The sequence below is a fragment of the Caldicellulosiruptor sp. DIB 104C genome (assembly GCF_028198085.1).
GTDB classification, from domain to species: Bacteria; Bacillota; Thermoanaerobacteria; order Caldicellulosiruptorales; family Caldicellulosiruptoraceae; genus Caldicellulosiruptor; species Caldicellulosiruptor saccharolyticus.
On the sequence record NZ_CP116337.1, the window covers coordinates 989,919 to 1,014,100 of the forward strand.

The window sequence follows — 24,182 nt, forward strand, 5'->3', positions numbered from 1 at the left end:
AAAGTTATGAAATTATCAAAAATAAAAGATCTTTTAAAATGTAAGGTTTTTTTTGAGCCTCAAGAACTTTCTGAAGAAGAATTTTTAAATGCTTGTGGTTCTGATTTGATGAGTGATGTTTTAGCCTTTGTAAAGGAAAAGGTAATTCTACTTACTGGTCTTGTCAATCCTCAGGTTATTCGTACAGCTGAAATGATGGATATAAAGGCTGTTATAATTGTTCGTGGAAAGCAACCCTCAGAAGAGATGTTGAAGTTGGCAAAAGAAAAATGCATAGCTCTTTACTCTACAGACTTTCCAATGTTTCAGGCATGTGGAATACTCTATGAAAATGGGTTGGGAAAAGAAAGGTGCTGAAAAGATGCTGCTTTCAATGGAGTTTGACATCAAAGCTGGAGATTTTGTATTAGCTGGAGAGGCCTCAAGCAAGATTAAGGATGCTTTAAAAAAGTTGGGAGTTAAGCCTGAAATTTTGAAAAAGGTTGCCATCATTTCATACGAAGCAGAGATGAATATTGTTATACATTCTGTAGGTGGAATTTTGAAAGCCATCATCTCAAAAGACAAGATTGAAATAATTGCTGAAGACAGAGGCCCTGGAATAGAGAATGTTGAACTTGCAATGATGGAAGGGTACTCGACAGCTCCTGAAGAAATAAGAAACTTAGGATTTGGCGCGGGTATGGGTCTTCCTAATATGAAAAAATATTCTGATCATTTTGAGATTGAGTCCCAAAAAGGCAGTGGAACAAGGGTGTATATGGTCGTGTTCAACAAATAATTTAAATTATCTTAATATTCTTTTAAGGAAGTGAATTTTAAAATGCCTTTTAATCTGCATTCGATAATGCTTGACAGAGAGAAGTGCAGAGGGTGTACAAATTGTATTAAAAAGTGTCCAACAGAAGCAATAAGAGTGAGAAGTTCAAAAGCCAGAATTATCGATCAAAGATGTATAGACTGTGGTGAGTGTATACGAACATGCCCGTATCACGCAAAATATGCTGTAACAAATAGTTTAGATGATATAAAAAAATACGAATATAAAGTTGCTCTACCAGCACCCTCATTTTATGCTCAATTTGAAACAGATGATATCAATAAACTATTACATGCATTGTTAGAAATAGGATTTGACGACATATTTGAAGTGGCAAAAGCAGCAGAGATTGTAACAGAGTTTACAAAAGAGTTTATTTCAAAAAAGAAAGATAAAAGACCCATAATTTCTTCTGCCTGCCCAGCGGTGGTAAGGCTTATCCAGACAAAATTCCCAGATTTGATTGATAATATCCTCCCACTTGCTTCTCCAATGGAGGTTGCTGCCCACCTCGCAAAAAAGAGAATAAACAAGCAAAAAGGCATTGAGATGGATAGGATAGGTGCTTTTTTCATCTCACCTTGTGCAGCAAAGATGACTTATGTAAACTGGCCTCTTGGATTTGAAAAGTCATATGTTGATGGAGTAATTGCTATCAAAGATATCTATGGACTTGTTAGAAGCAAGCTAAAAAGTATAAAAGATGCGAAGCCTATTTCTATTGCATCCGGGAAAGGAATTGGATGGGCAGCATCTGGTGGAGAAAGTTTAGCTTTGGGAATTGATGAGTATGTAAATGTGGATGGGATTCATAATGTTATAAAGGTTTTGGAAGAGATTGAGAATGGAAGGCTGAATAATATTATTTACTTTGAAGGACTTGCATGTAGTGGAGGTTGTGTTGGTGGGCCGTTGACGGTAGAAAATCCATATGTTGCCAAGAATAGAATCAAAAAGTGGTCTTCTAAACTTGCAGACAAAGCTCAAATGTTAAAAGAAAATACTCGAAAAATTGTCAATGACGTTGGAATAAAGATGGAAGACCTTTTGTTTAGAAAAGAATTGGAGGCAAACCCTGTATTAGAACTTGATTCTGACATCGAAGAGGCTATGAAAAAGTATGAGAGAGTAAATGAGATATTAAAAATTTTGCCTGGTTTGGACTGTGGCGCATGTGGTTCTCCAACATGCAAAACCCTTGCAGAGGACATAGTCAGAGGCTTGGCAAACGATACAGATTGTATCTTTATCCTTCGTGAAAATATTAAAGAGCTTGCAAATAAAATGGTTGAGCTTTCGAATAAACTACCACCATCACTTGAAAGGGATGAGGAATAAATGCCAAGAGTTGCGTACCTAAGAAAATATTTTAACCTTGTGAATGATGTTATTAGAGATAATGATGTGTATGAAAATGTGTATATTGGAGATGTTTTGAGCTTTGCAATTTCACATATCAAAGACAATAGCATTTGGATAACAATTCAGAACAACATAAATGTCATTGCAGTGGCAACTTTGAGAGATGTGAAGGCTATCATATTAACAGAAGGAGTAAAGCCAGATGCCAATATGCTTCAAAAATCTAAACAGGAAAATATTCCTATTTTCACAACCGAGCTTTCTCATTTTGAGACCGCAAAATTACTAATTCTTCAAGAGAAGGAAGGTCAAAATGAAACTTTATTATGACCTGCATATTCACTCTGCGCTCTCACCTTGTGCTGACAATGACATGACCCCAAACAATATAATAAACATGGCAAAGATAAAGGGACTAAATGTAATTTCCATAACAGACCATAATTCTACATTGAATTTAAAAGAGTTCTCAGAGGTTGCAAAACATCTTGGGATTTTATTTATCCCTGGTGTTGAGATAGAAACTTGTGAAGAAGTCCATGTTCTTTTATATTTCAAAGATTTCTCTGTAGTGGAAGAGTTTCAAGAGATTATTGAAGAAAATCTTCCAAACGTAGCCTTGAGAGAGGATATATATGGAAATCAGTTCTTAGTGGACAAGGAAGACAATATTGTCGGAAGCTACGAAAAACTCCTGCTACAACCACTGAATTTAAGTATATCTCAAGTTTATGAAATTTCAAAGTTTTACAATATGATTTTTGTTCCAGCTCATATCAATAGACAATCCTATGGAATAATTGGAAGGCTGGGGACATTACCAGATGAACTAAAAGATGTTTCAATTCTTGAAGTCTCAAAAGTCAACGAATTTGAATTTTCAAAGTTTTTGCCGAAAGATAGCAGGTATATCTTTTTACACTCCTCTGATGCACATCATCTGTGGGATATTAACGAAAAGGAATTTTTTATTGAAAGTGATATACTGTATACAATATTTTTCAAGTAAATTCTCCAAAATTTATACTTCATTTATACCCTATTATATGTTACAATAGTGAAAGTAGGTGTAATTGAATATGTTAAATTTCTAACAATAGAAGGGGGATGCGATTTAATGTCTTGTTACCAAGGCAAAAATCTGACCGAGGAAAACTTCAAAAAACTTGATGAAATTATTGAAAAGAATAAATCAAGAAGAGGTGCTCTAATTCCTGCTTTGCATGAGGCACAAGAGCTATTTGGATACTTGCCATACGAGGTACAAAAGAGAATTGCAGAGGGTCTGAACATACCAATGGCAGAGGTTTATGGGGTAGCAACATTTTATACAAGGTTTACATTAAAACCAACAGGGGATCACAAGATTAGTGTATGCATGGGAACTGCTTGCTATGTAAAAGGTGCAGATAAAATTTTGGAAAAATTAAAAGAGCTTTTAAAGATTGACGTTGGTGGTACAACAGAAGATGGCAAATTTTCAATTGAAGCAACAAGATGCTTAGGAGCTTGTGGACTTGCACCTGTTGTTGTAATTGATAACACTGTCTATGGGAAATTAGCACCTGAAGATATTGAAAATATCTTGTCAAGATATTAACTTAACAAATGTCTGTGTGATAAGAGTAAAATAGGGTGATTTGGTTGAACGAACTTTCACTTTATATCCTTGACCTTGTGCAAAATTCAATTGAAGCTGGGGCAACGTTTGTTAAGATTGAGATTGTCGAAGATTTAGAAAATGATATATTTTCGATCTCGATTGAAGACAATGGGAGAGGTATACCAAAAGAATTGATAAATGAGGTGACAAATCCTTTTTATACTACAAGGAAGACAAGAAAGGTAGGACTTGGTTTGGCACTTGCCTCACAGCTTGCAAAAGACTGTAATGGAAAGCTTTTTATTGACTCATCTGAAAATGGCACAAAAGTAAAAATTAAGCTTCAGCATTCGCATATTGACAGGCCACCACTTGGAAATATTGTTGATACTCTCCTACTTTTGATATGTGGTGCGCCAGATGTGGATTTTGTTTATGTGCACAGAGCTGACAAAAAAGAGTTTGTTTTTGATACAAATAAGCTAAAAAGTGTTCTTGGAGATGATGTACCTCTCAATTTGCCAAGTGTACAAGAGTTTATTAAGGAAGAGCTCTCAAGAGGGTTATCAAATTTATTTGGAGGTGCGAATTTCAATGATTAAGTCTATTCAGGAACTTGAAGAGATAAGAAAAAAGGCATTAGAAGAGCTCGAATTTAGAAAACAGCAAGGAGAGGGAATCAGAATAGTTGTTGGTATGGCAACATGTGGAATAGCAGCAGGTGCAAGACCTGTTATGCTAAAGTTTGTTGAGGAGATTCAAAAAAGAAATCTTAAGAATGTAACAGTTGTTCAGACTGGCTGTATAGGTCTTTGCAAATATGAGCCAATTGTAGAAGTATATGAGCCAAACAAAGAGAAGGTAACATATGTAAAAATGACACCTGAAAAAGTTTCAAAAGTTGTTGCTGAGCATATTGTGAATGGAAAGCCAGTTTATGAATACACAATTGGCTATGAAGAAAATAAAGAAGCAAACAAATAAAAGGGAGGTAAGCAATAATGCCATTATATAGAGCACATGTTCTTGTATGTGGTGGGACAGGTTGTACATCAGGTGGGTCAGACAAGATATATGACGCTTTTTTGAAAGAGATAGAAAACTTCAATTTAAAAGACGAGGTTCAAGTAATTCGTACAGGATGTTTTGGACTTTGTGCAGAAGGTCCGATTGTCATTGTCTATCCCGAAGGTGCATTCTATAGTAAGGTTGCAGACTCTGATGTAAAAGAGATTGTGGAAGAACATCTTTTAAAAGGAAGAATAGTAAAAAGGCTTTTGTATAAAGAGTCACTTGAAGAAGGCCAGATAAGGTCCTTAAATGAAGTCAAGTTCTACAAAAAGCAGATGCGAATTGCTCTTAGAAACTGCGGTGTTATAAATCCAGAAAACATTGAAGAGTATATAGCATACGACGGATACAAAGCTTTAGCAAAGGTCTTGACAGAGATGACTCCAGAGCAGGTAATTGAGTGGGTAAAAAGGTCGGGCTTAAGAGGAAGAGGTGGCGGTGGATTCCCAACAGGTTTGAAATGGGAATTTGCAGCAAAAGCACCAGGTGATGTTAAGTATGTTGTCTGCAATGCTGACGAAGGTGACCCTGGTGCATACATGGATAGAAGCATCTTAGAGGGTGACCCACATTCTGTTATTGAGGCTATGGCAATTGCTGGTTATGCAATTGGCTCAAAACAAGGCTATGTTTACGTCAGGGCTGAGTATCCGTTGGCTGTCAAGAGACTTGAGATTGCGATAAACCAGGCAAGAGAGTATGGGCTTCTGGGCAAGAATATTTTGGGAACAGACTTTGAATTTGATATAGAGATAAGACTTGGTGCTGGTGCATTTGTTTGCGGTGAGGAGACAGCTTTAATGACATCAATTGAAGGTCATCGTGGAGAGCCAAGACCAAGACCACCATTCCCAGCTGTAAAGGGACTTTGGAGCAAACCAACACTTTTGAACAATGTTGAGACGTATGCAAATATTCCTGTGATAATCCTCAAAGGACCAGAGTGGTTTGCATCAATCGGAACAGAAAAGAGCAAGGGTACAAAGGTATTTGCACTTGTTGGAAAGGTCAACAACACAGGACTTATTGAAGTTCCAATGGGGACAACTGTAAGAGAAATAGTCGAAGACATTGGCGGTGGAATACCAGGTGGTAAGAAATTCAAAGCTGTTCAGACAGGTGGACCATCTGGTGGATGCATTCCTGCATCACTTATGGATACACCAATTGACTTTGACTCACTCACAGCTCTTGGTACAATGATGGGTTCTGGTGGCATGATTGTAATGGATGAAGATACCTGTATGGTTGATATAGCAAAGTTCTTCTTAGAGTTCACAGTTGATGAGTCATGTGGAAAGTGTCCACCATGTAGAATAGGAACAAGAAGAATGCTTGAGATTTTGCAAAAGATTACAAGTGGAAACGGGACAGAAGAGGATTTAGAGAAGTTAGAAGAGCTTGCATATTCAATTAAGGACAGCGCTCTTTGTGGACTTGGTCAGACAGCGCCAAACCCAGTTTTGAGTACACTAAGATACTTCAGAGATGAATATGAAGCACATGTCAAAGAAAAGAGATGTCCAGCAGGGGCATGTAAGGCACTTTTAAGAATTGTAATTGACAAAGATCTTTGCAAAGGCTGTGGTATCTGTGCTAAGAACTGTCCTGCAAATGCTATAACTGGGCAGATTAAAAAGCCGTTTGAGATTGATCAAGAAAAGTGTATTAAGTGTGGAGTATGTATAGAAAAATGTCCATTCAAAGCAATCTCTAAGAAGGCTTAAGAAGGAGGGTACAACAAATGGAGATGGTGAATATAACAATAGATGGCAAGAAACTTCAGGTACCAAAGGACTACACTGTTTTGCAAGCAGCACGTGAGGCAGGAGTTGAAATTCCAACCCTTTGTTACTTAAAAGGTATAAATGAGATTGGCGCTTGTAGGATGTGTGTTGTTGAAATAAAAGGTGCAAGGAGCTTGCAAGCAGCTTGTGTTTATCCTGTGTCAGAAGGTATGGAGGTTATCACAAACAGTGAAAGAGTAAGAAGAGCAAGAAAGGTTAATCTTGAGCTGATTTTGTCCAACCATGACAGAAACTGCTTAACATGTATAAGGAGTGGCAATTGTGAACTTCAAAGACTGGCTGAGGATTTAAACGTAAAGCAGATAAGATATGAAGGTGAAAATATAAGACGGCCACTTGACGACTTTTCACCTTCAATTGTTAGAGACCCGAACAAATGTGTACTTTGCAAAAGATGTATTAATGTATGTAGAAATGTCCAAGAAGTTGGTGTTATAAATGCAAACTATAGAGGTTTCAGAACAGTTGTCTCAACAGCGTTTGACAGAAGTTTAAATGATGTTGCATGTACAATGTGTGGTCAGTGTATCCAAGCATGCCCTGTCGGGGCACTTCGTGAAAAGGATTCTACTGACATCGTATGGAAGGCTTTGGCTGATAAGAACAAATATGTTGTTGTTCAAACAGCACCAGCTGTAAGAGTTGCGCTTGGTGAGGAATTTGGTCTTCCGATTGGGACCCGTGTGACAGGTAAGATGGTAACAGCTCTTAAGATGCTTGGATTTGACAAGGTATTTGACACAGACACAGGTGCAGACCTTACAATCATGGAAGAAGGCACAGAGCTTATAAATAGAATCAAAAATGGTGGGAAGCTTCCGCTTATTACTTCATGCTCACCTGGATGGATAAAATTCTGTGAACACTACTTCCCAGAATTCTTAGACAATTTATCAACTTGCAAATCTCCACATGAGATGTTTGGAGCAATTTTGAAGACATACTATGCGCAGAAGATGGGAATTGATCCTGCTAACATGTTTGTAGTCTCCATAATGCCATGCACAGCCAAAAAGTTTGAAGCGCAAAGAGAAGAGCTTGCAGCAAGTGGATATCCTGATGTAGATGCTGTGCTGACAACAAGAGAACTTGCTCGGATGATAAAGGAAGCAGGAATAGATTTTGTTAACCTGCCAGACAATCATTTTGACGACCCAATGGGTGATGCAACAGGTGCAGGTGTCATTTTTGGCACAACAGGTGGTGTAATGGAAGCAGCACTTAGAACAGTATACGAGATTTTGACAGGGAAGCCACTTGAAAATGTAGAAATTACACAGGTTCGTGGTTTGGAAGGAATTAGAGAGGCAGAAATTGATGTTGGTACAATGAAGATAAAGGCTGCAGTTGCACACGGGCTTGCTAATGCAAAGAAACTGCTTGAGATGGTTAAAAACGGTGAAAAGGAATATCACTTTATAGAAATCATGGCATGTCCTGGTGGTTGTATAATGGGCGGTGGCCAGCCAATTATCCCAGCAAAGGTAAGAGAAAGGGTAGATGTTGCAAAACTCAGAGCAAGTGCTATATATGACGAGGATAGGTCACTGCCAATAAGAAAGTCTCATGAAAATCCAACTATTAAGAGACTTTACGATGAATTCTTAGAACATCCAAATAGTGAAAAAGCACATCATATACTTCATACACATTACAAAAGAAGACCATTGTATTAAAAAGGAGCCATAAGAATATCTTACAATTTCCTGGAAGAAGCTGGTTTGTTCATTTGCCAGCTTCTTTTTTTATCGAAAGTTATTTTTTTTGCAACATTTAAATGATATAATAAATTATCAGAGGTCTCAATTTTACCACAAACTAAAAGTGAGGTTATAATTTCAAAAAAAAGCGAAAGGGGTTATATTTCGAAATTGAAGAAAGTGATACTTGCATCTTCTTCCCCACGGCGAATAGAACTTTTAAAACAATTTGGAATAAAGTTTGATATAGTTCCTTCAAATGTAGATGAAATTATTGACCCTGACTTACCACCAGAGAAAAATGCGATGAATTTAGCTAAGAAAAAAGCTGAAGAGGTTTTCAGGAGGCTTGGTGAGAGTGCAAAAGATTCTTTAATAATTTCAGCCGATACAATTGTTTTCATAGAAGGCACTATTCTTGGCAAACCATCAAATGAAGAGGAAGCTTTTTACATGTTAAAAAAGATAAGCGCCAAACGCCATACAGTTTTTACAGGTGTCTGCATAATTGATGATAGTTGTCGCCAAATTTTAGTTGACTTTGAAAAAAGTTATGTTTATATAAAACAGATGAGTGACGAAGAGATATTAAGATATATAAAGACAGGTGAACCTTTTGACAAGGCAGGAGCATACGCGATTCAAGGTTTTGGAAGTTTGATAGTTGAAAAGGTAGAGGGTTGTTTTTACAATGTTGTTGGTCTTCCCCTGTACAAGCTAAACACCATGCTACAAAAATTAGGATATGACTTGATGAAAGGAGAGTTATAATGGGATTATTAAAGTCGCTTTATAGAGATTTAGGAATTGACTTGGGCACAGCAAATACATTGGTTCATTTACGTGGCAAGGGCATTGTTGTAAACGAGCCTTCTGTTGTTGCTGTTCAAAAGGATACAGGAAAAATTTTAGCGGTTGGCAATGAAGCAAAAGAAATGATTGGAAGAACACCTGGAAATATTGTAGCTATCAGACCGCTAAAAGATGGAGTTATTGCGGATTTTTATACAACTCAGGTTATGCTAAAATACTTTATAGAAAAAGCATACAAAAAATCTTTGTTGGGTCTTAAGCCACGAGTGGTTATTTGTGTCCCATCAGGAGTGACTGAGGTTGAAAGAAGAGCAGTAGAGGAATCAGCATATAAAGCAGGTGCAAAAGAGGTTTATATAATGGAAGAGCCAATGGCAGCAGCAATTGGTGCTGGTCTTCCGATTGACGAGCCAGCAGGGAGTATGGTGGTTGATATTGGCGGTGGGACTTCTGAGGTTGCAGTAATCTCGCTTGGTGGTATTGTGACCAGCAAATCTTTGAGAATTGCTGGTGATGAGTTTGATGAAGCTATTTCAAATTATATAAAGAAAGAATACAATCTTATGATTGGTGATAGAACAGCAGAAGAAATAAAAATAAAAATTGGCTCAGCATATCCATTGGAAAAAGAAGAATGGTATGAAATTAAAGGGAGAGACTTAATAACTGGCCTTCCAAAGACAATAAAGGTTTCTTCATCTGAGATACGGGATGCCTTAAGAGAACCTGTTATGGCAATAGTTGATGCAATTAAACAGACCCTTGAGAAGACTCCTCCTGAGCTTGCAGCAGACATTATGGAAAGGGGGATAATGTTAACAGGTGGAGGAGCACTTTTAAAAGGGCTTGATAAGCTAATTAAGCAAGAGACAGGTTTGCCTGTTCACATAGCAGAAAGACCACTTGACTGTGTTGCGCTTGGAGCAGGAAAGGCGTTAGAAGAGCTTGAAACATTGCAGAAGGTTATGATTAATAGGAGCTCAAGATAGTGGAGGATGAAATGTTTTGAAAAAGAATGTTTTCATTGCAATAATTATTATAGTGTCTTTTTTGTTTAGCATTATTGCAACTATAATTTCTATCCAAAACTATGGCTCAAATATAATTTCGAAAAAGATGAAAGATGGCTATGTTCCTGTCAATTCTAAGGTTGTTAAAATAATTAGAAGTATAAAGGAATATATAAATGGTATTACACATTTGAATCAGATTATTGCCGAAAATAAACATTTAAAAGAACAGCTTGACAAACTAAGCACTGATAGAGTAACAATTGAAGAAATAAAAAGTGAAAACAAAAAGTTAAAAGAACTTCTTGGGCTTAAAAATCAAATTGAAACAGCTGCTGATTATGAAGTGGCACGGGTCACACTCAGGTCGTCTGAGGGGTGGTTAAGTTATTTTATTATAGACAAAGGTTTGAAAGATGGAATTAGAAAGAATATGGTGGTTGTGAACAACCGAGGCTTAGTTGGTAGTATTGTTGACTGTGGCCTGAATTGGGCAAAGGTTGAGACTTTATTAGATGCAGATTTCTCGGCATCTGCCATGGTTGTAAGAACAAGGGATATTGGAGTTGTAAGGGGAAATCTTAACCTTATGGGAAAAGGGCTTTGTGAACTGAAATATGTTTCAAAAGATTCGAAGGTCAAAGTAAATGATGTTGTCATTACATCTGGAATGGGTGAGATATTTCCAAAAGGCATTGTAATAGGAAAGATTGTCCAAATAAAAAATGACAAGTTTGAACTTACGAAGAACATACTGATAAAGCCTGCGGTAGATATCGAAAATATAGAGTATGTCATGGTACTAAAAAAAGTAAAAGGTATAAATTTTTCGGTAGGTGTTAGGTGAATTGTTTAAAAATAAGGTAATATTATACGGTGCAAATATAATTGGAGCGACTGTGCTGCAGACGGTTTTACAAGAAATTGTGTATATAAAGGGAAATTCAATATTATTGTACATTCCACTTCTTGTGTGTAATGTAATTTTTTTTGAGTTTACAGATGCTCTAATTGCAAATATGATTTTAATTTTTATATTTTGTTCCATATTTACCAACAGCTTTTTTATAGATGTCTTCCTAATGGTTGCGCTCCTATTTGTAAACAAACGATTAAAAGAGAGGATCTATTTGGAGAGAATAGAAATCTTTTTAATCTATCTTTTCAGCTTTTTGCTGTCTAAAAATCTTTTACAGTATTTAATAGAGAGCTATGTAAACAAAACCATACCTAATGTGTCTTTGATTTTAAGTACCTCAGTGATTCAGTTCATTTTAGACTCAATATCTGGAATATTTATTTACCTTGTTATATCAAAAGAGAGTAAATATCTTCTCAGACTTAAAAAGGGGAGAAATTTAAAAGAAGAATGAAGATATTATTCATTGAAAAATTAAGAGAAAAGAAAGTTTTCAATAGGTGGACATTTTTATACATACTTTTTATATGCATGACAACTATCTTAATTATTCGGTTAGGTTATCTTCAGATAATCAAGGGCAACTATTATTATGAGGTTTCAGAGAGAAGAATTATGCAAAAAGCAAATTTAGAGGCGCCAAGGGGAATCATCTTTGATAGAAACGGAAGGCCTCTTGCTGACAACAGACCAGCATATGTCCTGCAGATTTTAAAAACTCAGCAGCTTAGAACAGAAGAGGAGAAGAAGGAGTTTACAAGAAAGATCATTGAAATTGTTAAGATTTTAAATAAAAATAACGACAAGATATTAAATCAGTTCAAGATTGCTATAAATCCTATAAGATTTGACTTTGGTATAAATGACAAAAAACTTGCTAAAAAGGTTGAATACCAATGGAAAAAGGACAGGAATATACCTTTAAATTATACCGCTGAGCAAGCATTTAATCTTCTTAGAAAAAGGTTTTACATCCCAGACAATCTTGATTTGAACCTGACCCTTCAGGTTATGGCAATTGAGGATATGTTATTTTACAATTATTATCAGATGTACCAACCTGTTACAATAGCAATAGATATTTCAATGAAAACTATTGCACAAATAGAGGAAAGACGAAAAGAATTTTCTTTTGTCAACATAGATGTGAAGGCAGTAAGAGTTTATAAAGATGCAGTTTATAATGCTTTTGTCGTAGGAAGAGTAGGGAAAATTACACAAGAGCAATATGAAAAGTTAAGAGACAAAGGATATTCAGCAGACAGTCTCATTGGCGTTGAGGGAATAGAAAAGAAATATGAAGATTATTTGCGTGGCAAAGATGGAATACAGCTTATTGAAGTTGACAAGTTTGGGAGAATAAATAATGTCAAGGTTGAAAAAGAGCCAATAAAAGGAGCAAATATTTACCTCACAATTGATGACAAATTGCAGCAGGTTACTTATAACTCGCTCAAAAATGTATTAGAAAAAATAAGAAACGGAGAGTTTGGAGAAAGATTCCCAAAGGCAACAGCAGGAGCAGCTGTTGTGATTGATGTAAAAACAGGAAATGTCCTTGCACTCACAAGCTATCCTTCTTATGACCCAAACATATTTATAAAAGGAATTACAATAAATGAGTGGAATAAACTAATAAATGACCCTAACAGGCCAATGTTTAATAGAGCTATTGCAGGTGTTTATCCACCTGGTTCAACTTTTAAGATTTTGACGGCAATAGCAGGCTTGCAAGAAGGTGTGATAAAACCCAACGAGAAAATATTAGATACGGGCCGATACATGTACTATGCAAAATCTGGTTTTATGCCAGCTTGTTGGCTGTGGAATAGGTACCGCAGAACACACGGATGGGTAGATGTTGTCGATGCGTTGAAGGTTTCATGCAATGTGTTTTTTTATGAAACTGGTAGAAGGCTTGGAATTGACAGGATTGACAAGTATGCCAATTTGTTTGGACTGGGCGGAAAAACAAATATCCAACTTGATGGAGAGTCCAATGGTATTCTTGCAAATGAGGAAAACAAGAAGAATATATTCAACCAGCCATGGTATCCTGGTGACACAGTTTTAGCAGCAATTGGTCAGTCTATAAATGCATTTACTCCCGTTCAGATGGCTAGCTTTATTGCAACTGTTGCAAATGGCGGAACAAGGTATCAGGTAAATCTGATAGATAAAATTGTTGATGCAAATGGAAAGGTTATTTACAATTCAAAACCAAAGGTTTTGAGTAGGGTCAATATGTCGCTTGCTACAAAACAAGCAGTTTTTGAAGGGATGAAGAGTGTCACAAGTGAAGAAGGAGGTACGGCAAGACAAGCGTTTAAAGATTTGCCTTTTACTGTTGCAGGAAAGACAGGTACTTCACAGTATTCTACCTCTTCGGATGCACATGGTTGGTTTGTCGGCTTTGCTCCCTATGATGATCCGCAAATTGCCTTTGCTATTGTGTTAGAAAATGGTGGACATGGTTCTTATGCTGCATATGTTGCAAGGGATATAATTGATAGCTATTTTGACTTGCAAAATGGGCAAGGCGCTACATCGCATTAAAAGGGGGAAACAGGTTTGAGTGAACCAGTTGTATTGAAAGGTTTTGGAAAAGGAATAGCTGTTATTTTGGACAATAGCTGTGATTTTGATACCATTTGTGATTACTTTAAGCAGAAGATTGTTAATGGTAAAAACTTCTTTTCAGGTTATGAAATTCCAATTCAATTTATAGGAAGAAGACTAAATAGTTATGAATTGCAAAAATTGATAGATATCATGAAGACATTTGGAGGAGTACATGATATAATATTCCCGTGGGACGAAATTAACTTTCATCACCTTGTGCCAATGTCAAATGAGTCAGATGAGAAGAAGATGTTATTTTCAACCAGCTCTAAAGATGCAAAAATATACAAAGGTACGTTACGGTCAGGGCAGGTTGTAAAATCAGATACAGATATAATAATAATTGGGGATGTAAACCCAGGGGCTGAAGTCATATCAGCAAATAACATTATTGTATTAGGAGCTTTGAGAGGTGTGGCGCATGCAGGAGCATCAGGCAACAAAGATGCAGTTGTGTTCGCCATTGAGATGAATCCCGTTCAAATTAGAATTGCAAATATAATTGCCAGAGCACCTGACGAACAGAATCAAGAGCAAGAAAGAGTCCCAGAAGTTGCGTACATTGAAGATGACACAATTGTAATAAAGCCTGTAAGTCAATTTTAAAAACTTAATAAAAAGGAGAGTTTTAAAGAATGGGAGAGGTATATGTAATTACATCTGGTAAAGGTGGTGTTGGTAAAACAACAACCACTGCCAATGTGGGGACTTACTTGAGTATACTTGGTAAAAAGGTTCTTTTAATTGATGCAGACATTGGTCTTAGAAACTTAGATGTTGTGATGGGTTTAGAGAATCGAATAGTCTTTGACATAGTTGATGTTGTGGAAGGACGATGCAAGCCAAAACAAGCCTTGGTCAAAGACAAAAGGTTTGAAGGACTTTATCTTCTGCCAGCTGCTCAGTCAAAGGATAAGACTGCTGTTTCACCTGAACAGATGAAAAATCTGTGTAATGAACTTAGAAAAGATTTTGATTTTATTTTAATTGACTGTCCAGCGGGGATTGAACAAGGTTTCAAAAATGCAATTGCTGGTGCAGATAAGGCAATTGTTGTAACAACTCCTGAGGTTTCAGCTGTCAGAGATGCTGATAGAATAATTGGTCTTTTAGAGGCTTATGAATTACATAACCCAAAGCTTATCATTAATAGGATTAGATTTGACATGGTAAAACGCGGGGATATGATGGACATTGATGACATTTTAGAGATATTGTCAATTAGCCTTTTAGGGATTATCCCAGATGATGAGAAGATCATTATCTCTACAAACAAAGGAGAACCAATTGTCACAGACGAAAAATCAAAAGCCGGCCAGGAGTATAGAAATATAGCCCGAAGAATATTAGGTGAGGATATTCCCATTGTGAGCAATGAAGAAAACTTAGGTTTTTTTGGCAGAATAAAGAGGTTATTTGGTTTAAATAATTCTTAGGAGGAATTGTTAATGTTTGAATTTTTCAATAAGTTTTTTAACAAACAATCTTCAAAAGATATTGCAAAGGAAAGGTTAAAACTTGTTTTAATTCATGACAGGGCAAATGTCTCGCCTGAGCTATTAGAGCTTATTAAAAATGAAATACTAAATGCGATACAAAAATATATAGTAATTGATGATAAGCTGTTAGAAATTCAAATAACAAGGACACCATCTGAACAAAAAGGTGAGTTTGTACCTGCTTTAGTTGCAAATATACCAATTAAGTCTGTTAAAAAATCAGAAATTATTAATGATGAGGCTGAAAATTGATGATTGTTCAGAATGAGGAAACAATAAAAAAAAGGTATAATGTTTTTTTAATAGTATTGATGATTTTGCTGTGTGTCATAGGTTTTGTATTGATTGCAAGTGCAAGCAATATACTTGACACAGGTAAGTATAAGCTGGTAGTGTCCCAAGTTATTTGGTTTTGTTTAGGTTTTGTTCTATTTTTTGTATTTTCAATAATTGACTATAGAATTCTGACCAACTTTTATGTTATTATTTATTTGATAATGATAGGACTACTTCTTTATGTTGATATCAACGGAATAAATGTGTTGGGCGGCCAAAGGTGGATTAAAATTGGACCTTTATCGTTCCAGCCATCTGAGATTTCTAAGCTTTTAATAGTAATATTTTTTGCAAAGGCTGTTTCAATGCAAGAAAACATTAATGCTTTTAAAAATCTTGCAAAAGTTTTGTTTTTTGCTATCATACCTATAGTATTTGTTCTCAAACAACCTGACTTAGGAACAGCTTCGGTCTTTGTTGCAATAATTGTGACAATTCTGTTTGTGGCAGGTTTAAGCCTTCGGTACTTTTATATAGCAATGGGGGCACTTGCTGTGTTCATACCCATTGCGTGGGAGTTTATACTTCTTGATTATCAAAAGGATAGAGTAAGAATTTTGTTTAATCCAGAACTTGATCCATTAGGTAAAGGTTGGCAAGTCATGTATTCAAAAATTGCAATAGGTTCTGGCAGGTTATTTGGAAAAGGACTTTTTATGGGTACTATCAATAGATTGAATTATCTACCTGTCAAAGAATCAGACTTCATATTTGGAGTTGCAGGTGAGGAAATAGGATTTATTGGATGCGTAATAATAATAGTACTTTACTCATTGTTGATTATAAATCTAATCAAAATAGCATCTGACTGTAAAGATAAGATTGGTTCATATATTGTAGCAGGAATTGCTGGAATGTTCGGTTTCCAAATGTTTGTAAATATCGCTATGACACTTGGTATTATGCCTGTAACAGGAATTCCGTTACCTTTTATAAGCTATGGAGGAAGTTCTATGCTTACCTCCATGGCATCGCTTGGGATAGTTCAGAATATCTACAGAGAAAATATAAAAACTATGTTTTGAGGTGAAGAAGATGAATATAGCACTTATTGCGCATGACAAAAAGAAAGAACTCATGGTTCAGTTTGCTATAGCGTATAAATTCATACTTTCGAAACACACTTTATACGCAACAGGTACAACTGGAAGGCTAATTCAAGAAGCAACTGGACTTGAGGTCCACAGATTTTTACCAGGGCCGCTTGGTGGTGACCAGCAAATAGGCTCTTTGATTGCGTACAACCAGATAGACATGGTGATATTTTTAAGAGATCCTCTGACAGCACAGCCTCATGAGCCAGATGTGAATGCTCTTTTGAGACTTTGCGACGTTCACAACATTCCACTTGCAACAAATATAGCAACAGCAGAACTTTTGATAAAAGCACTTGACAGGGGAGACTTGTCATGGCGTGAGATTGTTAATCCCCAACTTCAAAAAAATAAGAGTGATAAATAATGGTAAAAGGAAAGGTTAAGATTGACAGAAAGACAAAAAATTTAGTTAAGCGCCTCAAACCAGATGATATACCAGTAATATTACATGAAGACATTGATGAGGTTGCTGCTTATTCGCTTTTAGAAAAGAAAGTAAAGATTATAGTAAACTGTGCTAAATCCTTTACAGGAAGATTTCCTGCCCTTGGAGCAAGGATTCTTCTTTCTAATGGTGTGACAATTATTGACGATTTAGGTGAAGATATATTTAACCAAATTAAGGAAGGCGATCTTTTGGAAATTAAAGAAGATAAGATATATCTAAATGGTAAGTATTTGTGTATGGCGAAATACTTGAAAAAAGATGAATTTGAATATTTTTACCAAAAGAGTTTCAAAGAAATGGAAAATCTATTAGAAGATTTTATAGAAAATACTTTTGAATATGCAAAAAGGGAAAAAGGATTCATATTAGGACAGTTTGAAATGCCTGAGCTCAAGACCAAGATTGCTGGAAGACATGTTCTCGTTGTTACGCGTGGTAGTAGCTTTAAAAAAGATATAAAAGCCATAAAAAACTATATTATAGAGGTAAAACCTGTAATAATAGCAGTGGATGGTGCTGCAGATGCGTTGCTGCAAGAGAAAATTAAACCTCATATAATAATTGGAGATATGGATAGCGTTTCAGAAGAGAGTCTATTTATGTGCGATGAGATTGTTGTCCACTCATATCCAAACGGATACGCACCAGGATTAAAGCGCATTGAGTCCTTAGGGCTTCAAGCAAAGGTTGTTGCATGTCCTGGAACAAGTGAAGATGTAGCTTTACTTTTGGCGTATGAAAAAGGTGCTGAGCTGATAGTCTCAGTTGGTTCACATAGCAGCATGCTTGACTTTTTAGAAAAGGGAAGGAAAGGTATGTCCAGTACCTTTTTGGTTAGGCTCAAAATTGGTTCAAAGCTTGTCGATGCACGAGGTGTGTCGAAACTCTACACGGAAAAAGTGAGTTTAAAGTATATAGGAGTTTTGATACTTTCTGCTTTAATTCCAATATTGGCAATTTTAATGGTAACTCCTCCTTTTCAGTATTTCTTTTATTTGATTCAGTTAAAACTAAGAGTAATCTTGAGGTAAGACCAATGAATGGAATAGGAGTAAAATACTTTATAATAACTATTGCTTCTATCTTTCTTGCCTTGGGTATTGGGATTGTAATTGGTTTTTCCTTGAACAGTGAAAAATTTGTTCAAAAACAGTTTCAGCAGCAGCTGAATATAATAGATAAAAATCTTGTGGCTTTAAAAAAAGAAAATGACAGACTTAGCAAAGAGATTGATGAGTACAAAAACCAAATTGCACAGAAGGATAAGATAAATAACGCACTTGTGAGTGCTTATCTTAAAATAGGAAAGACTGAGTCAGCTGTGAGCTTGATAATTACATCTACAGATTATTCTTATAATGATTTGATAGATTTTTTGAGAAAAAATGGAATTAAAATAAACAAGGTCATAAAAATCAAAAGTTCATTTTTAAATATTGAAAACACCGAGAAGGAATTGTCAGTTGATTTCAGCGATTATAAATTCCCTGATGATGCCATAAAAGATATTGCTATATATTCTGTCTTTGATATAAAGAGTGATTTGGTAAAAAAACTTGTTGAAAAGAGATATATAGAAGAGAACAGGCTTTTGTCAGGAATATCAGATACCATCATTTTAGCTGGGGGCAACACAGCTCAAAACAATAATTTTAATAAACTTGATAGAAAGATAGTCGAATTTTTAAATGATATAGACAGTTTAAATGTAATAGGACTTCAGCAGTCATACAGCGAGATAAATTATTGTGAATACTATAAAAGTATGGGGCTTAGCACGGTTGACAACGTGGATGAGGTAAGTGGCAGGGTTTCTTTAATTGAGCTAATCAGAGGGAATAGTGGTAATTATGGTACAAAAAAGGAGGCAACTTCTATATTACCTACCAATTTTATAAATGTTGAAGATGCAAAGAAGGCTTTAGAAAAACGAAGGGCAAGTTTGCTTGTTGAGCTTGAGAAATATCAAAATGCTACATTGCCAACTCAATAGAGATTTTTACTTAAAATCTAAGAGAGGAAGAAAAAAGTCTTGAAAGTGGCTGTTGTAATACCAACCTACAATCCGCCTAGATCTTTTTATGAATTAATTGAAATGGTAGGTAGTTTTTCTTTTGTAGATAGGGTAATTGTAATTGATGATGGTTCAAAAGAAAAGATAAACGTTTCAAATGAGAAGTGTATTTTATTGAGGCATGGGAAAAACAAGGGGAAAGGTGCAGCTTTGAAGACAGCTTTTGACTATCTCAAAAATGAAAAATGTGACAAGGTAGTTCTTTTGGATAGTGATTTGAAAGTTGATAAAAAGAGTGTGGAGAAGTTTTTAAAAAATGTATTTCTCAATGGAAATAAGATTGTTATTGGTTATCCTATAAATGTAAAAAAGAGAGGTTTTGGAGTTGTAAAGGCATTCGCAAAGTTTGTTGTCAAGTTTTATACTGGCAGAACTGTTGAATATTCTTTGAGTGGTCAGAGAATAATCCCATTTTCTGCAATTGATGAAATAAAGTATATTCCTAAAAGATATGGTGTAGAAGTTTCAACTTTGATAGATTTTCTGAAAAAAGGTTATGAGATGGTAGAAGTTCCATTTGACTTTACTCATGATGAAAAAGGGAAAAGTGTACGAGATCTTTTACATAAATTGCATCAGCTAAAGGATATATTTATAGTTTTTATTTCTAAATGGTGGAGGTTGTAAAAAAATTTATGCATATATACTTGCATTGTCAATTCTGACTGAGATTTTGTTTCTGTATGTTTCGGTGGTGTATTTTAAGAAAAAAGAGAGGTTACTCAAACAAAATTATAAAGGTAAAAAAATTCCATGCGGTATTGGTATTGTTTTAGGATTTGTATTGACTTTTTATACCTTTTTCATATACTGTTATGTCTCCAAAATAAATTTTTTAGTTATTGGGTTGAGCTTTTTGGCTATCTCAGCAGTAGGTTTTATTGATGACATATTTGGTGATAATAAAAGCAAAGGATTTAAAGGACATATCAAAAGGCTTTTGAAAGAGCATGAACTTTCAACAGGACTTTTAAAGATGATAGTGATTCCTTTTGTGCTTTTTACAGGGATCTTATATCTTACAGAGGATATGTTTAAAGCAGTTTTGTACACAATCTTTGGATCGCTTTCTGTGAACCTGTTTAATCTATTTGATTTGCGACCTGGCAGGTGTATAAAGGCACTGTTTGTTTTCTTAGTACTCTTTGGATTTTTTATTAATTGGAGTCCTTTTTACATTTCACTTTTGATTTTATTGGTGCCTATTTTTATTGGTGATATAAAAGAAGTGTATATGTTAGGCGATGCAGGCTCAAATTTGATAGGATATATATTTTTTGTAATTATAAGCAAGCTTTATAATATAAGCGTAAACAATGTTGTGATATGGATAGCATTATTTGTTGTAGCAGCTTTAAATTTGGCTTCTGAGTATATTTCATTTTCAGAGGTCATTGAAAAAAATAAGATATTAAAGTATATTGATGGACTTGGAAGAAAAAATTAATAACTTGAATTCTGAATAAGGATATTGTAATATATTCACTGTTGTTTAAAGTTTAAGGTGAGGAGGTTATAAAAATTGGCTGAGATGGAATTGTGGTTTACCGAGCAACAAACACCGGATTTAGGGTTTACATGTAAGATAACTAAGACCATATACACAGCAAAGACAAAGTATCAAGATTTAGCAATACTTGAGACAAAACAATTTGGCAAAATGCTTGTTTTGGACGGGGCTGTGCAGACAACAATTGTTGATGAGTTTTGTTATCATGAGTTGATAGCACATGTTCCATTGTTTACTCATCCTAATCCCAAAAAGGTTGCAGTTATTGGTGGAGGGGATGGTGGAGTCATAAGAGAGATATTAAAACATGAAGAGGTTGAAAAAGCATATTTGATAGAGATTGACCAAGAGGTAATTGAAGCGAGCAAGAAATATCTTCCTGAGATAAGCTGTGCACTTGATGACAAGAGGGCAGAGGTTATAATCACAGATGGAATAAAGTTTGTTTCTGAAAACAAAAATATGTTCGATGTCATAATAGTAGATTCAACTGATCCTGTTGGACCAGCAGTGGGATTATTTGAAAGCAACTTTTACCAAGCAGTATATGAGTGTCTAAAAGAAGATGGACTTTTTGTTGCACAAACAGAGTCTCCATTTTATGACCAAGATTTAATTAGAAATGTATTTCATTCAATAAAATCTATTTTTCCAATAACAAGACTGTATCTTGGTTTTATTCCAACATATCCAAGTGGACTTTGGAGCTTTACAATGGGTTCTAAAAAATATGATCCGCTTGAGATTGACACCTCAAAGATAAAGAGAATTGATACGAGATATTACAACCCTGAACTTCACAAGGCACTTTTTGCATTGCCTACATTTGTTCAGAAAATCATTGAGTAGAGGGGAAATGAATGAGTTTTAATCTTTATAAGAACTCTTTTCTGTGCTCATCGAATGATTATGAAAACAGTAAGGTTGTACTTGCTGGAATACCCATGGATTTTACTGTGAGTTTTAAGCCTGGTTCGCGTTTTGGACCAAGCAAAATAAGAGAAGTTTCAGTTGGGCTTGAGGAGTATTCAGTATACCAAGATAAGAATTTGTTTAATAAAGCTTTTTGTGATATGGGAGATTTAGAGCTTCCATTTGGAAATGTGGGCAAATCCATTGACATAATATATGAGTTTGCAAGGAAAATATTTGGTGATGACAAAACTCCTATTTTTTTGGGTGGAGAGCATCTTATCAGTTTTCCACTAATAAAGGCAGCAAAAGAAATATATGGTGACCTTGTTGTTTTACACTTTGATGCTCACGCTGATATGAGAGATGACTACCTGGGTGAAAAGTTTTCTCATGCGACAGTAATGAGAAGGGCAGGAGAGGTTATTGGGTTTAATAATCTATACCAATTTGGCATAAGGTCTGGCTCTGAGGAAGAGATATTATTTGCAAGAAAAAACAGTAATATATTTTTTGTTTACGAAACAGAAAAACTTTTTGAGATAATTAAAAAATTAAGAAACAAAAAGGTCTATTTGTCAATTGATATAGATGTTGTTGATCCGGCATTTGCACCTGGTACTGGAACACCTGAGCCAGGGGGGTTGACCTCATCGCAGTTTTTGGAAATAATCTTGAAGATGAAAGAGCTCGACATTGTGGGTGCTGACGTTGTAGAAGTTTCTCCTTACTATGATATATCAGACAGGACATCTCTTCTTGCCGCAAAGATTGTGAGAGAACTTATCCTTTTAATCGAGTGAGAAAATAAAAAAATGTGAACAGAACACGGGTGTGACTAAATTTGCTCACCTTAAATGAGAAATTTAGTCACGCCCTTTTTGCGTTTTTATACAAAAATTTCTTGCTAAAAGTTTCTTTGTGTTATAAAATAGAAATTAGTATAATATATTAATACCAGATATTAATACTACATGATAAACTATTTTCAAGGAGGATTTTTGATGACAGACAAGCTAAAAGAACTCAGGCAAAGACGCGAGAGGATACTAAAGCTTGGTGGAGAAGATAAAGTAAAAAAACAACACGAAAACAAAAAACTCACCTGCAGAGAGAGGATTGAGTATCTACTCGACCAAGGAAGTTTTAGCGAAATTGACATGTTTGTTGAACATAGATGCCAGGAGTTTGATATGAAAGAAACATATGTACCATCAGATGGAGTTGTTACAGGGTATGGAACCATAAACGGCAGAAAGGTATTTGTATATGCACAAGATTTTACATCTATAGGCGGTTCACTTGGCGAGATGCATGCAAAGAAAATATGTAAGGTTTTAGATTTGGCTATGAAGTATGGATGTCCTGTAATTGGTATTAACGACTCTGGCGGTGCAAGAATTCAAGAAGGGGTAGATGCACTGGCCGGCTATGGCGAGATATTTTTCAGAAATACTATGGCTTCTGGTGTAATTCCCCAAATTGCTGCTATAATGGGCCCTTGTGCAGGTGGGGCTGTATACTCCCCTGCAATTATGGACTTTATTTTTATGGTTGACAAGACAAGCCAGATGTTTGTTACAGGACCTCAGGTAATAAAAGCAGTGACAGGCGAAGAGATATCTTTTGAAGAGCTTGGAGGTGCTTTTACTCACAATTCAAAAAGTGGTGTTGCTCATTTTATAGCAGAAGATGAGTACACATTACTTGATATGATTAAATATCTTTTATCATTCTTACCCTCAAATAACATGGATGACCCGCCATATGTAATATCTTCAGATTCAGAGAAAAGAGTGATACCAGAGCTTGAAAATCTCATTCCTGATGAGCCAAACAAGGCATATGATGTGAAAGACATTATATATAAAGTTGTTGACAATGAAGAGTTTTTAGAGGTACAACCATATTTTGCTCAAAATGCAGTTGTGGGCTTTGGTAGGATAGGTGGTTTTAGTGTTGGAATTGTTGCAAACCAGCCAAAAGTAAATGCAGGTGTTTTAGATTATGACTCATCAGACAAGGTAGCAAGATTTGTTAGATTCTGTGATGCATTTAACATTCCAATTGTGACATTTACGGATGTACCTGGTTTTTTACCAGGTGTTAACCAAGAGCACAATGGGATAATTCGTCATGGTGCAAAGGTTTTGTATGCTTACTCAGAAGCAACAGTTCCTAAAATTAATGTTATTTTACGAAAAGCATATGGTGGAGCTTATATAGCTATGAGCAGTAAACATATAGGAGCAGATTTTGTTTTTGCTTGGCCAACGGCTGAAATAGCTGTTATGGGTCCAGATGGTGCTGCAAATATAATCTTCAGAAAAGAGATTCAAGCGGCTTCAAATCCTGAAGAGGAAAGACGAAGACGAATTTTAGAGTACACACAGAAATTTGCAAACCCTTACATTGCTGCTGCAAGAGGATATGTTGACGATGTTATTGAACCTAAGTATACTCGAAATAAGATAATTGAAGCTTTAAATATATCAGTAACAAAAAGAGAATCAAGACCACCTAAAAAACATGGCAATATTCCACTTTAAAACAGCTATTTAGAATAACAAAAAAAGGA

At 35.5% G+C, this 24,182-nt stretch carries 27 protein-coding genes; all 27 read left to right on the forward strand.

All coding sequences use genetic code 11. From position 1 onward, the window contains the following. Window positions 1–6 precede the first annotated feature (6 nt). The 27 genes from PGC14_RS04880 to PGC14_RS05010 all read left to right on the forward strand — a co-directional run bounded on the left by PGC14_RS04880 (window position 7) and on the right by PGC14_RS05010 (window position 24,153). Window positions 7–357 carry a DRTGG domain-containing protein gene (locus PGC14_RS04880; protein WP_039767782.1) on the forward strand — a complete coding sequence of 117 codons (351 nt, stop codon included), beginning with the start codon at window positions 7–9 and terminating at the stop codon, window positions 355–357. A gap of 4 nt (window positions 358–361) precedes the next feature. After that, window positions 362–781, forward strand: coding sequence for an ATP-binding protein (locus PGC14_RS04885; RefSeq protein WP_039767784.1), 420 nt, complete (start codon window positions 362–364; stop codon window positions 779–781). A 42-nt stretch (window positions 782–823) separates the two neighbouring features. Then, window positions 824–2,158, forward strand: a complete 1,335-nt coding sequence (locus tag PGC14_RS04890; protein ID WP_271629686.1) for a [Fe-Fe] hydrogenase large subunit C-terminal domain-containing protein — start codon at window positions 824–826, stop codon at window positions 2,156–2,158. After that, complete coding sequence (locus tag PGC14_RS04895) at window positions 2,159–2,512, forward strand: DRTGG domain-containing protein (protein ID WP_011917377.1); 354 nt, start codon at window positions 2,159–2,161, stop codon at window positions 2,510–2,512. After that, window positions 2,496–3,191, forward strand: a complete 696-nt coding sequence (locus tag PGC14_RS04900; RefSeq protein WP_039767703.1) for a PHP domain-containing protein — start codon at window positions 2,496–2,498, stop codon at window positions 3,189–3,191. Before PGC14_RS04895 ends, PGC14_RS04900 begins: the two co-directional genes overlap by 17 nt. 108 nt (window positions 3,192–3,299) lie before the next feature. Beyond that, window positions 3,300–3,782 carry an NADH-quinone oxidoreductase subunit NuoE gene (gene nuoE, locus PGC14_RS04905; protein WP_271629687.1) on the forward strand — a complete coding sequence of 161 codons (483 nt, stop codon included), beginning with the start codon at window positions 3,300–3,302 and terminating at the stop codon, window positions 3,780–3,782. 44 nt (window positions 3,783–3,826) lie between these two features. Continuing rightward, a complete protein-coding gene (locus tag PGC14_RS04910) occupies window positions 3,827–4,387 on the forward strand; it encodes an ATP-binding protein (protein WP_307742499.1) in 561 nt (186 codons plus the stop codon). Further along, the gene (locus PGC14_RS04915; protein ID WP_039767706.1) at window positions 4,380–4,769 is read left to right on the forward strand and encodes a (2Fe-2S) ferredoxin domain-containing protein; all 390 of its coding nucleotides are present in this window, start codon (window positions 4,380–4,382) and stop codon (window positions 4,767–4,769) included. Before PGC14_RS04910 ends, PGC14_RS04915 begins: the two co-directional genes overlap by 8 nt. 17 nt (window positions 4,770–4,786) lie before the next feature. After that, a complete protein-coding gene (gene nuoF, locus PGC14_RS04920) occupies window positions 4,787–6,583 on the forward strand; it encodes an NADH-quinone oxidoreductase subunit NuoF (RefSeq protein ID WP_271629689.1) in 1,797 nt (598 codons plus the stop codon). Between the two features lie 17 nt (window positions 6,584–6,600). Continuing rightward, complete coding sequence (locus PGC14_RS04925) at window positions 6,601–8,340, forward strand: NADH-dependent [FeFe] hydrogenase, group A6 (protein WP_039767707.1); 1,740 nt, start codon at window positions 6,601–6,603, stop codon at window positions 8,338–8,340. 186 nt (window positions 8,341–8,526) lie between these two features. After that, complete coding sequence (locus PGC14_RS04930; protein WP_039767708.1) at window positions 8,527–9,135, forward strand: Maf family protein; 609 nt, start codon at window positions 8,527–8,529, stop codon at window positions 9,133–9,135. Then, window positions 9,135–10,166, forward strand: coding sequence for a rod shape-determining protein (locus PGC14_RS04935; protein ID WP_011917385.1), 1,032 nt, complete (start codon window positions 9,135–9,137; stop codon window positions 10,164–10,166). Before PGC14_RS04930 ends, PGC14_RS04935 begins: the two co-directional genes overlap by 1 nt. Window positions 10,167–10,182: 16 nt before the next feature. After that, the gene (gene mreC / locus PGC14_RS04940; protein WP_039767709.1) at window positions 10,183–11,034 is read left to right on the forward strand and encodes a rod shape-determining protein MreC; all 852 of its coding nucleotides are present in this window, start codon (window positions 10,183–10,185) and stop codon (window positions 11,032–11,034) included. 1 nt (window position 11,035) lies between these two features. Next, on the forward strand, window positions 11,036–11,560 hold the full coding sequence (locus PGC14_RS04945) for a hypothetical protein (RefSeq protein WP_039767710.1): 525 nt from the start codon (window positions 11,036–11,038) through the stop codon (window positions 11,558–11,560). Beyond that, window positions 11,557–13,662, forward strand: coding sequence for a penicillin-binding protein 2 (mrdA, locus tag PGC14_RS04950; RefSeq protein ID WP_271629690.1), 2,106 nt, complete (start codon window positions 11,557–11,559; stop codon window positions 13,660–13,662). Before PGC14_RS04945 ends, mrdA begins: the two co-directional genes overlap by 4 nt. 15 nt (window positions 13,663–13,677) lie before the next feature. Continuing rightward, window positions 13,678–14,334 (forward strand): septum site-determining protein MinC, encoded by a 657-nt coding sequence (minC, locus tag PGC14_RS04955; RefSeq protein ID WP_127351862.1) that lies wholly within the window; start codon window positions 13,678–13,680, stop codon window positions 14,332–14,334. Between the two features lie 29 nt (window positions 14,335–14,363). Further along, complete coding sequence (gene minD / locus PGC14_RS04960) at window positions 14,364–15,164, forward strand: septum site-determining protein MinD (RefSeq protein ID WP_271629691.1); 801 nt, start codon at window positions 14,364–14,366, stop codon at window positions 15,162–15,164. A 12-nt stretch (window positions 15,165–15,176) separates the two neighbouring features. Further along, window positions 15,177–15,479, forward strand: coding sequence for a cell division topological specificity factor MinE (gene minE, locus PGC14_RS04965; RefSeq protein ID WP_011917391.1), 303 nt, complete (start codon window positions 15,177–15,179; stop codon window positions 15,477–15,479). Next, entirely contained in the window at window positions 15,479–16,588 is a 1,110-nt protein-coding gene (rodA, locus tag PGC14_RS04970) for a rod shape-determining protein RodA (RefSeq protein WP_271629692.1), read from the forward strand. The genes minE and rodA overlap by 1 nt, the downstream gene beginning before the upstream one ends. Before the next feature lie 10 nt (window positions 16,589–16,598). Beyond that, entirely contained in the window at window positions 16,599–17,024 is a 426-nt protein-coding gene (gene mgsA, locus PGC14_RS04975; RefSeq protein WP_039767716.1) for a methylglyoxal synthase, read from the forward strand. Then, window positions 17,024–18,139, forward strand: a complete 1,116-nt coding sequence (steA, locus tag PGC14_RS04980; RefSeq protein WP_271629693.1) for a putative cytokinetic ring protein SteA — start codon at window positions 17,024–17,026, stop codon at window positions 18,137–18,139. The genes mgsA and steA overlap by 1 nt, the downstream gene beginning before the upstream one ends. A gap of 5 nt (window positions 18,140–18,144) precedes the next feature. Beyond that, window positions 18,145–19,101, forward strand: coding sequence for a copper transporter (locus tag PGC14_RS04985; protein WP_271629694.1), 957 nt, complete (start codon window positions 18,145–18,147; stop codon window positions 19,099–19,101). 45 nt (window positions 19,102–19,146) lie between these two features. Beyond that, window positions 19,147–19,809: a glycosyltransferase family 2 protein gene (locus PGC14_RS04990; RefSeq protein WP_271629855.1), complete on the forward strand. Its 663-nt coding sequence runs from the start codon at window positions 19,147–19,149 to the stop codon at window positions 19,807–19,809. Between the two features lie 229 nt (window positions 19,810–20,038). After that, window positions 20,039–20,629 carry a hypothetical protein gene (locus PGC14_RS04995; RefSeq protein ID WP_271629695.1) on the forward strand — a complete coding sequence of 197 codons (591 nt, stop codon included), beginning with the start codon at window positions 20,039–20,041 and terminating at the stop codon, window positions 20,627–20,629. A gap of 84 nt (window positions 20,630–20,713) precedes the next feature. Continuing rightward, window positions 20,714–21,541 (forward strand): polyamine aminopropyltransferase, encoded by an 828-nt coding sequence (speE, locus tag PGC14_RS05000; protein ID WP_041722845.1) that lies wholly within the window; start codon window positions 20,714–20,716, stop codon window positions 21,539–21,541. An 11-nt stretch (window positions 21,542–21,552) separates the two neighbouring features. After that, window positions 21,553–22,407, forward strand: coding sequence for an agmatinase (speB, locus tag PGC14_RS05005; RefSeq protein WP_011917399.1), 855 nt, complete (start codon window positions 21,553–21,555; stop codon window positions 22,405–22,407). A gap of 201 nt (window positions 22,408–22,608) precedes the next feature. Continuing rightward, window positions 22,609–24,153 carry an acyl-CoA carboxylase subunit beta gene (locus PGC14_RS05010; protein WP_271629696.1) on the forward strand — a complete coding sequence of 515 codons (1,545 nt, stop codon included), beginning with the start codon at window positions 22,609–22,611 and terminating at the stop codon, window positions 24,151–24,153. Window positions 24,154–24,182 lie beyond the last annotated feature (29 nt).

What these genes read in the sequence shown, in the direction of transcription:
- PGC14_RS04880 (WP_039767782.1), top strand. Translation starts at nt 7, where the DNA reads ATGAAATTATCAAAAATAAAAGATCTTTTAAAATGTAAGGTTTTTTTT.
- PGC14_RS04885 (WP_039767784.1), top strand. Translation starts at nt 362, where the DNA reads ATGCTGCTTTCAATGGAGTTTGACATCAAAGCTGGAGATTTTGTATTA.
- PGC14_RS04890 (WP_271629686.1), top strand. Translation starts at nt 824, where the DNA reads ATGCCTTTTAATCTGCATTCGATAATGCTTGACAGAGAGAAGTGCAGA.
- PGC14_RS04895 (WP_011917377.1), top strand. Translation starts at nt 2,159, where the DNA reads ATGCCAAGAGTTGCGTACCTAAGAAAATATTTTAACCTTGTGAATGAT.
- PGC14_RS04900 (WP_039767703.1), top strand. Translation starts at nt 2,496, where the DNA reads ATGAAACTTTATTATGACCTGCATATTCACTCTGCGCTCTCACCTTGT.
- nuoE (WP_271629687.1), top strand. Translation starts at nt 3,300, where the DNA reads ATGTCTTGTTACCAAGGCAAAAATCTGACCGAGGAAAACTTCAAAAAA.
- PGC14_RS04915 (WP_039767706.1), top strand. Translation starts at nt 4,380, where the DNA reads ATGATTAAGTCTATTCAGGAACTTGAAGAGATAAGAAAAAAGGCATTA.
- nuoF (WP_271629689.1), top strand. Translation starts at nt 4,787, where the DNA reads ATGCCATTATATAGAGCACATGTTCTTGTATGTGGTGGGACAGGTTGT.
- PGC14_RS04925 (WP_039767707.1), top strand. Translation starts at nt 6,601, where the DNA reads ATGGAGATGGTGAATATAACAATAGATGGCAAGAAACTTCAGGTACCA.
- PGC14_RS04935 (WP_011917385.1), top strand. Translation starts at nt 9,135, where the DNA reads ATGGGATTATTAAAGTCGCTTTATAGAGATTTAGGAATTGACTTGGGC.
- mrdA (WP_271629690.1), top strand. Translation starts at nt 11,557, where the DNA reads ATGAAGATATTATTCATTGAAAAATTAAGAGAAAAGAAAGTTTTCAAT.
- minD (WP_271629691.1), top strand. Translation starts at nt 14,364, where the DNA reads ATGGGAGAGGTATATGTAATTACATCTGGTAAAGGTGGTGTTGGTAAA.
- minE (WP_011917391.1), top strand. Translation starts at nt 15,177, where the DNA reads ATGTTTGAATTTTTCAATAAGTTTTTTAACAAACAATCTTCAAAAGAT.
- rodA (WP_271629692.1), top strand. Translation starts at nt 15,479, where the DNA reads ATGATTGTTCAGAATGAGGAAACAATAAAAAAAAGGTATAATGTTTTT.
- mgsA (WP_039767716.1), top strand. Translation starts at nt 16,599, where the DNA reads ATGAATATAGCACTTATTGCGCATGACAAAAAGAAAGAACTCATGGTT.
- steA (WP_271629693.1), top strand. Translation starts at nt 17,024, where the DNA reads ATGGTAAAAGGAAAGGTTAAGATTGACAGAAAGACAAAAAATTTAGTT.
- PGC14_RS04985 (WP_271629694.1), top strand. Translation starts at nt 18,145, where the DNA reads ATGAATGGAATAGGAGTAAAATACTTTATAATAACTATTGCTTCTATC.
- speE (WP_041722845.1), top strand. Translation starts at nt 20,714, where the DNA reads ATGGAATTGTGGTTTACCGAGCAACAAACACCGGATTTAGGGTTTACA.
- speB (WP_011917399.1), top strand. Translation starts at nt 21,553, where the DNA reads ATGAGTTTTAATCTTTATAAGAACTCTTTTCTGTGCTCATCGAATGAT.
- PGC14_RS05010 (WP_271629696.1), top strand. Translation starts at nt 22,609, where the DNA reads ATGACAGACAAGCTAAAAGAACTCAGGCAAAGACGCGAGAGGATACTA.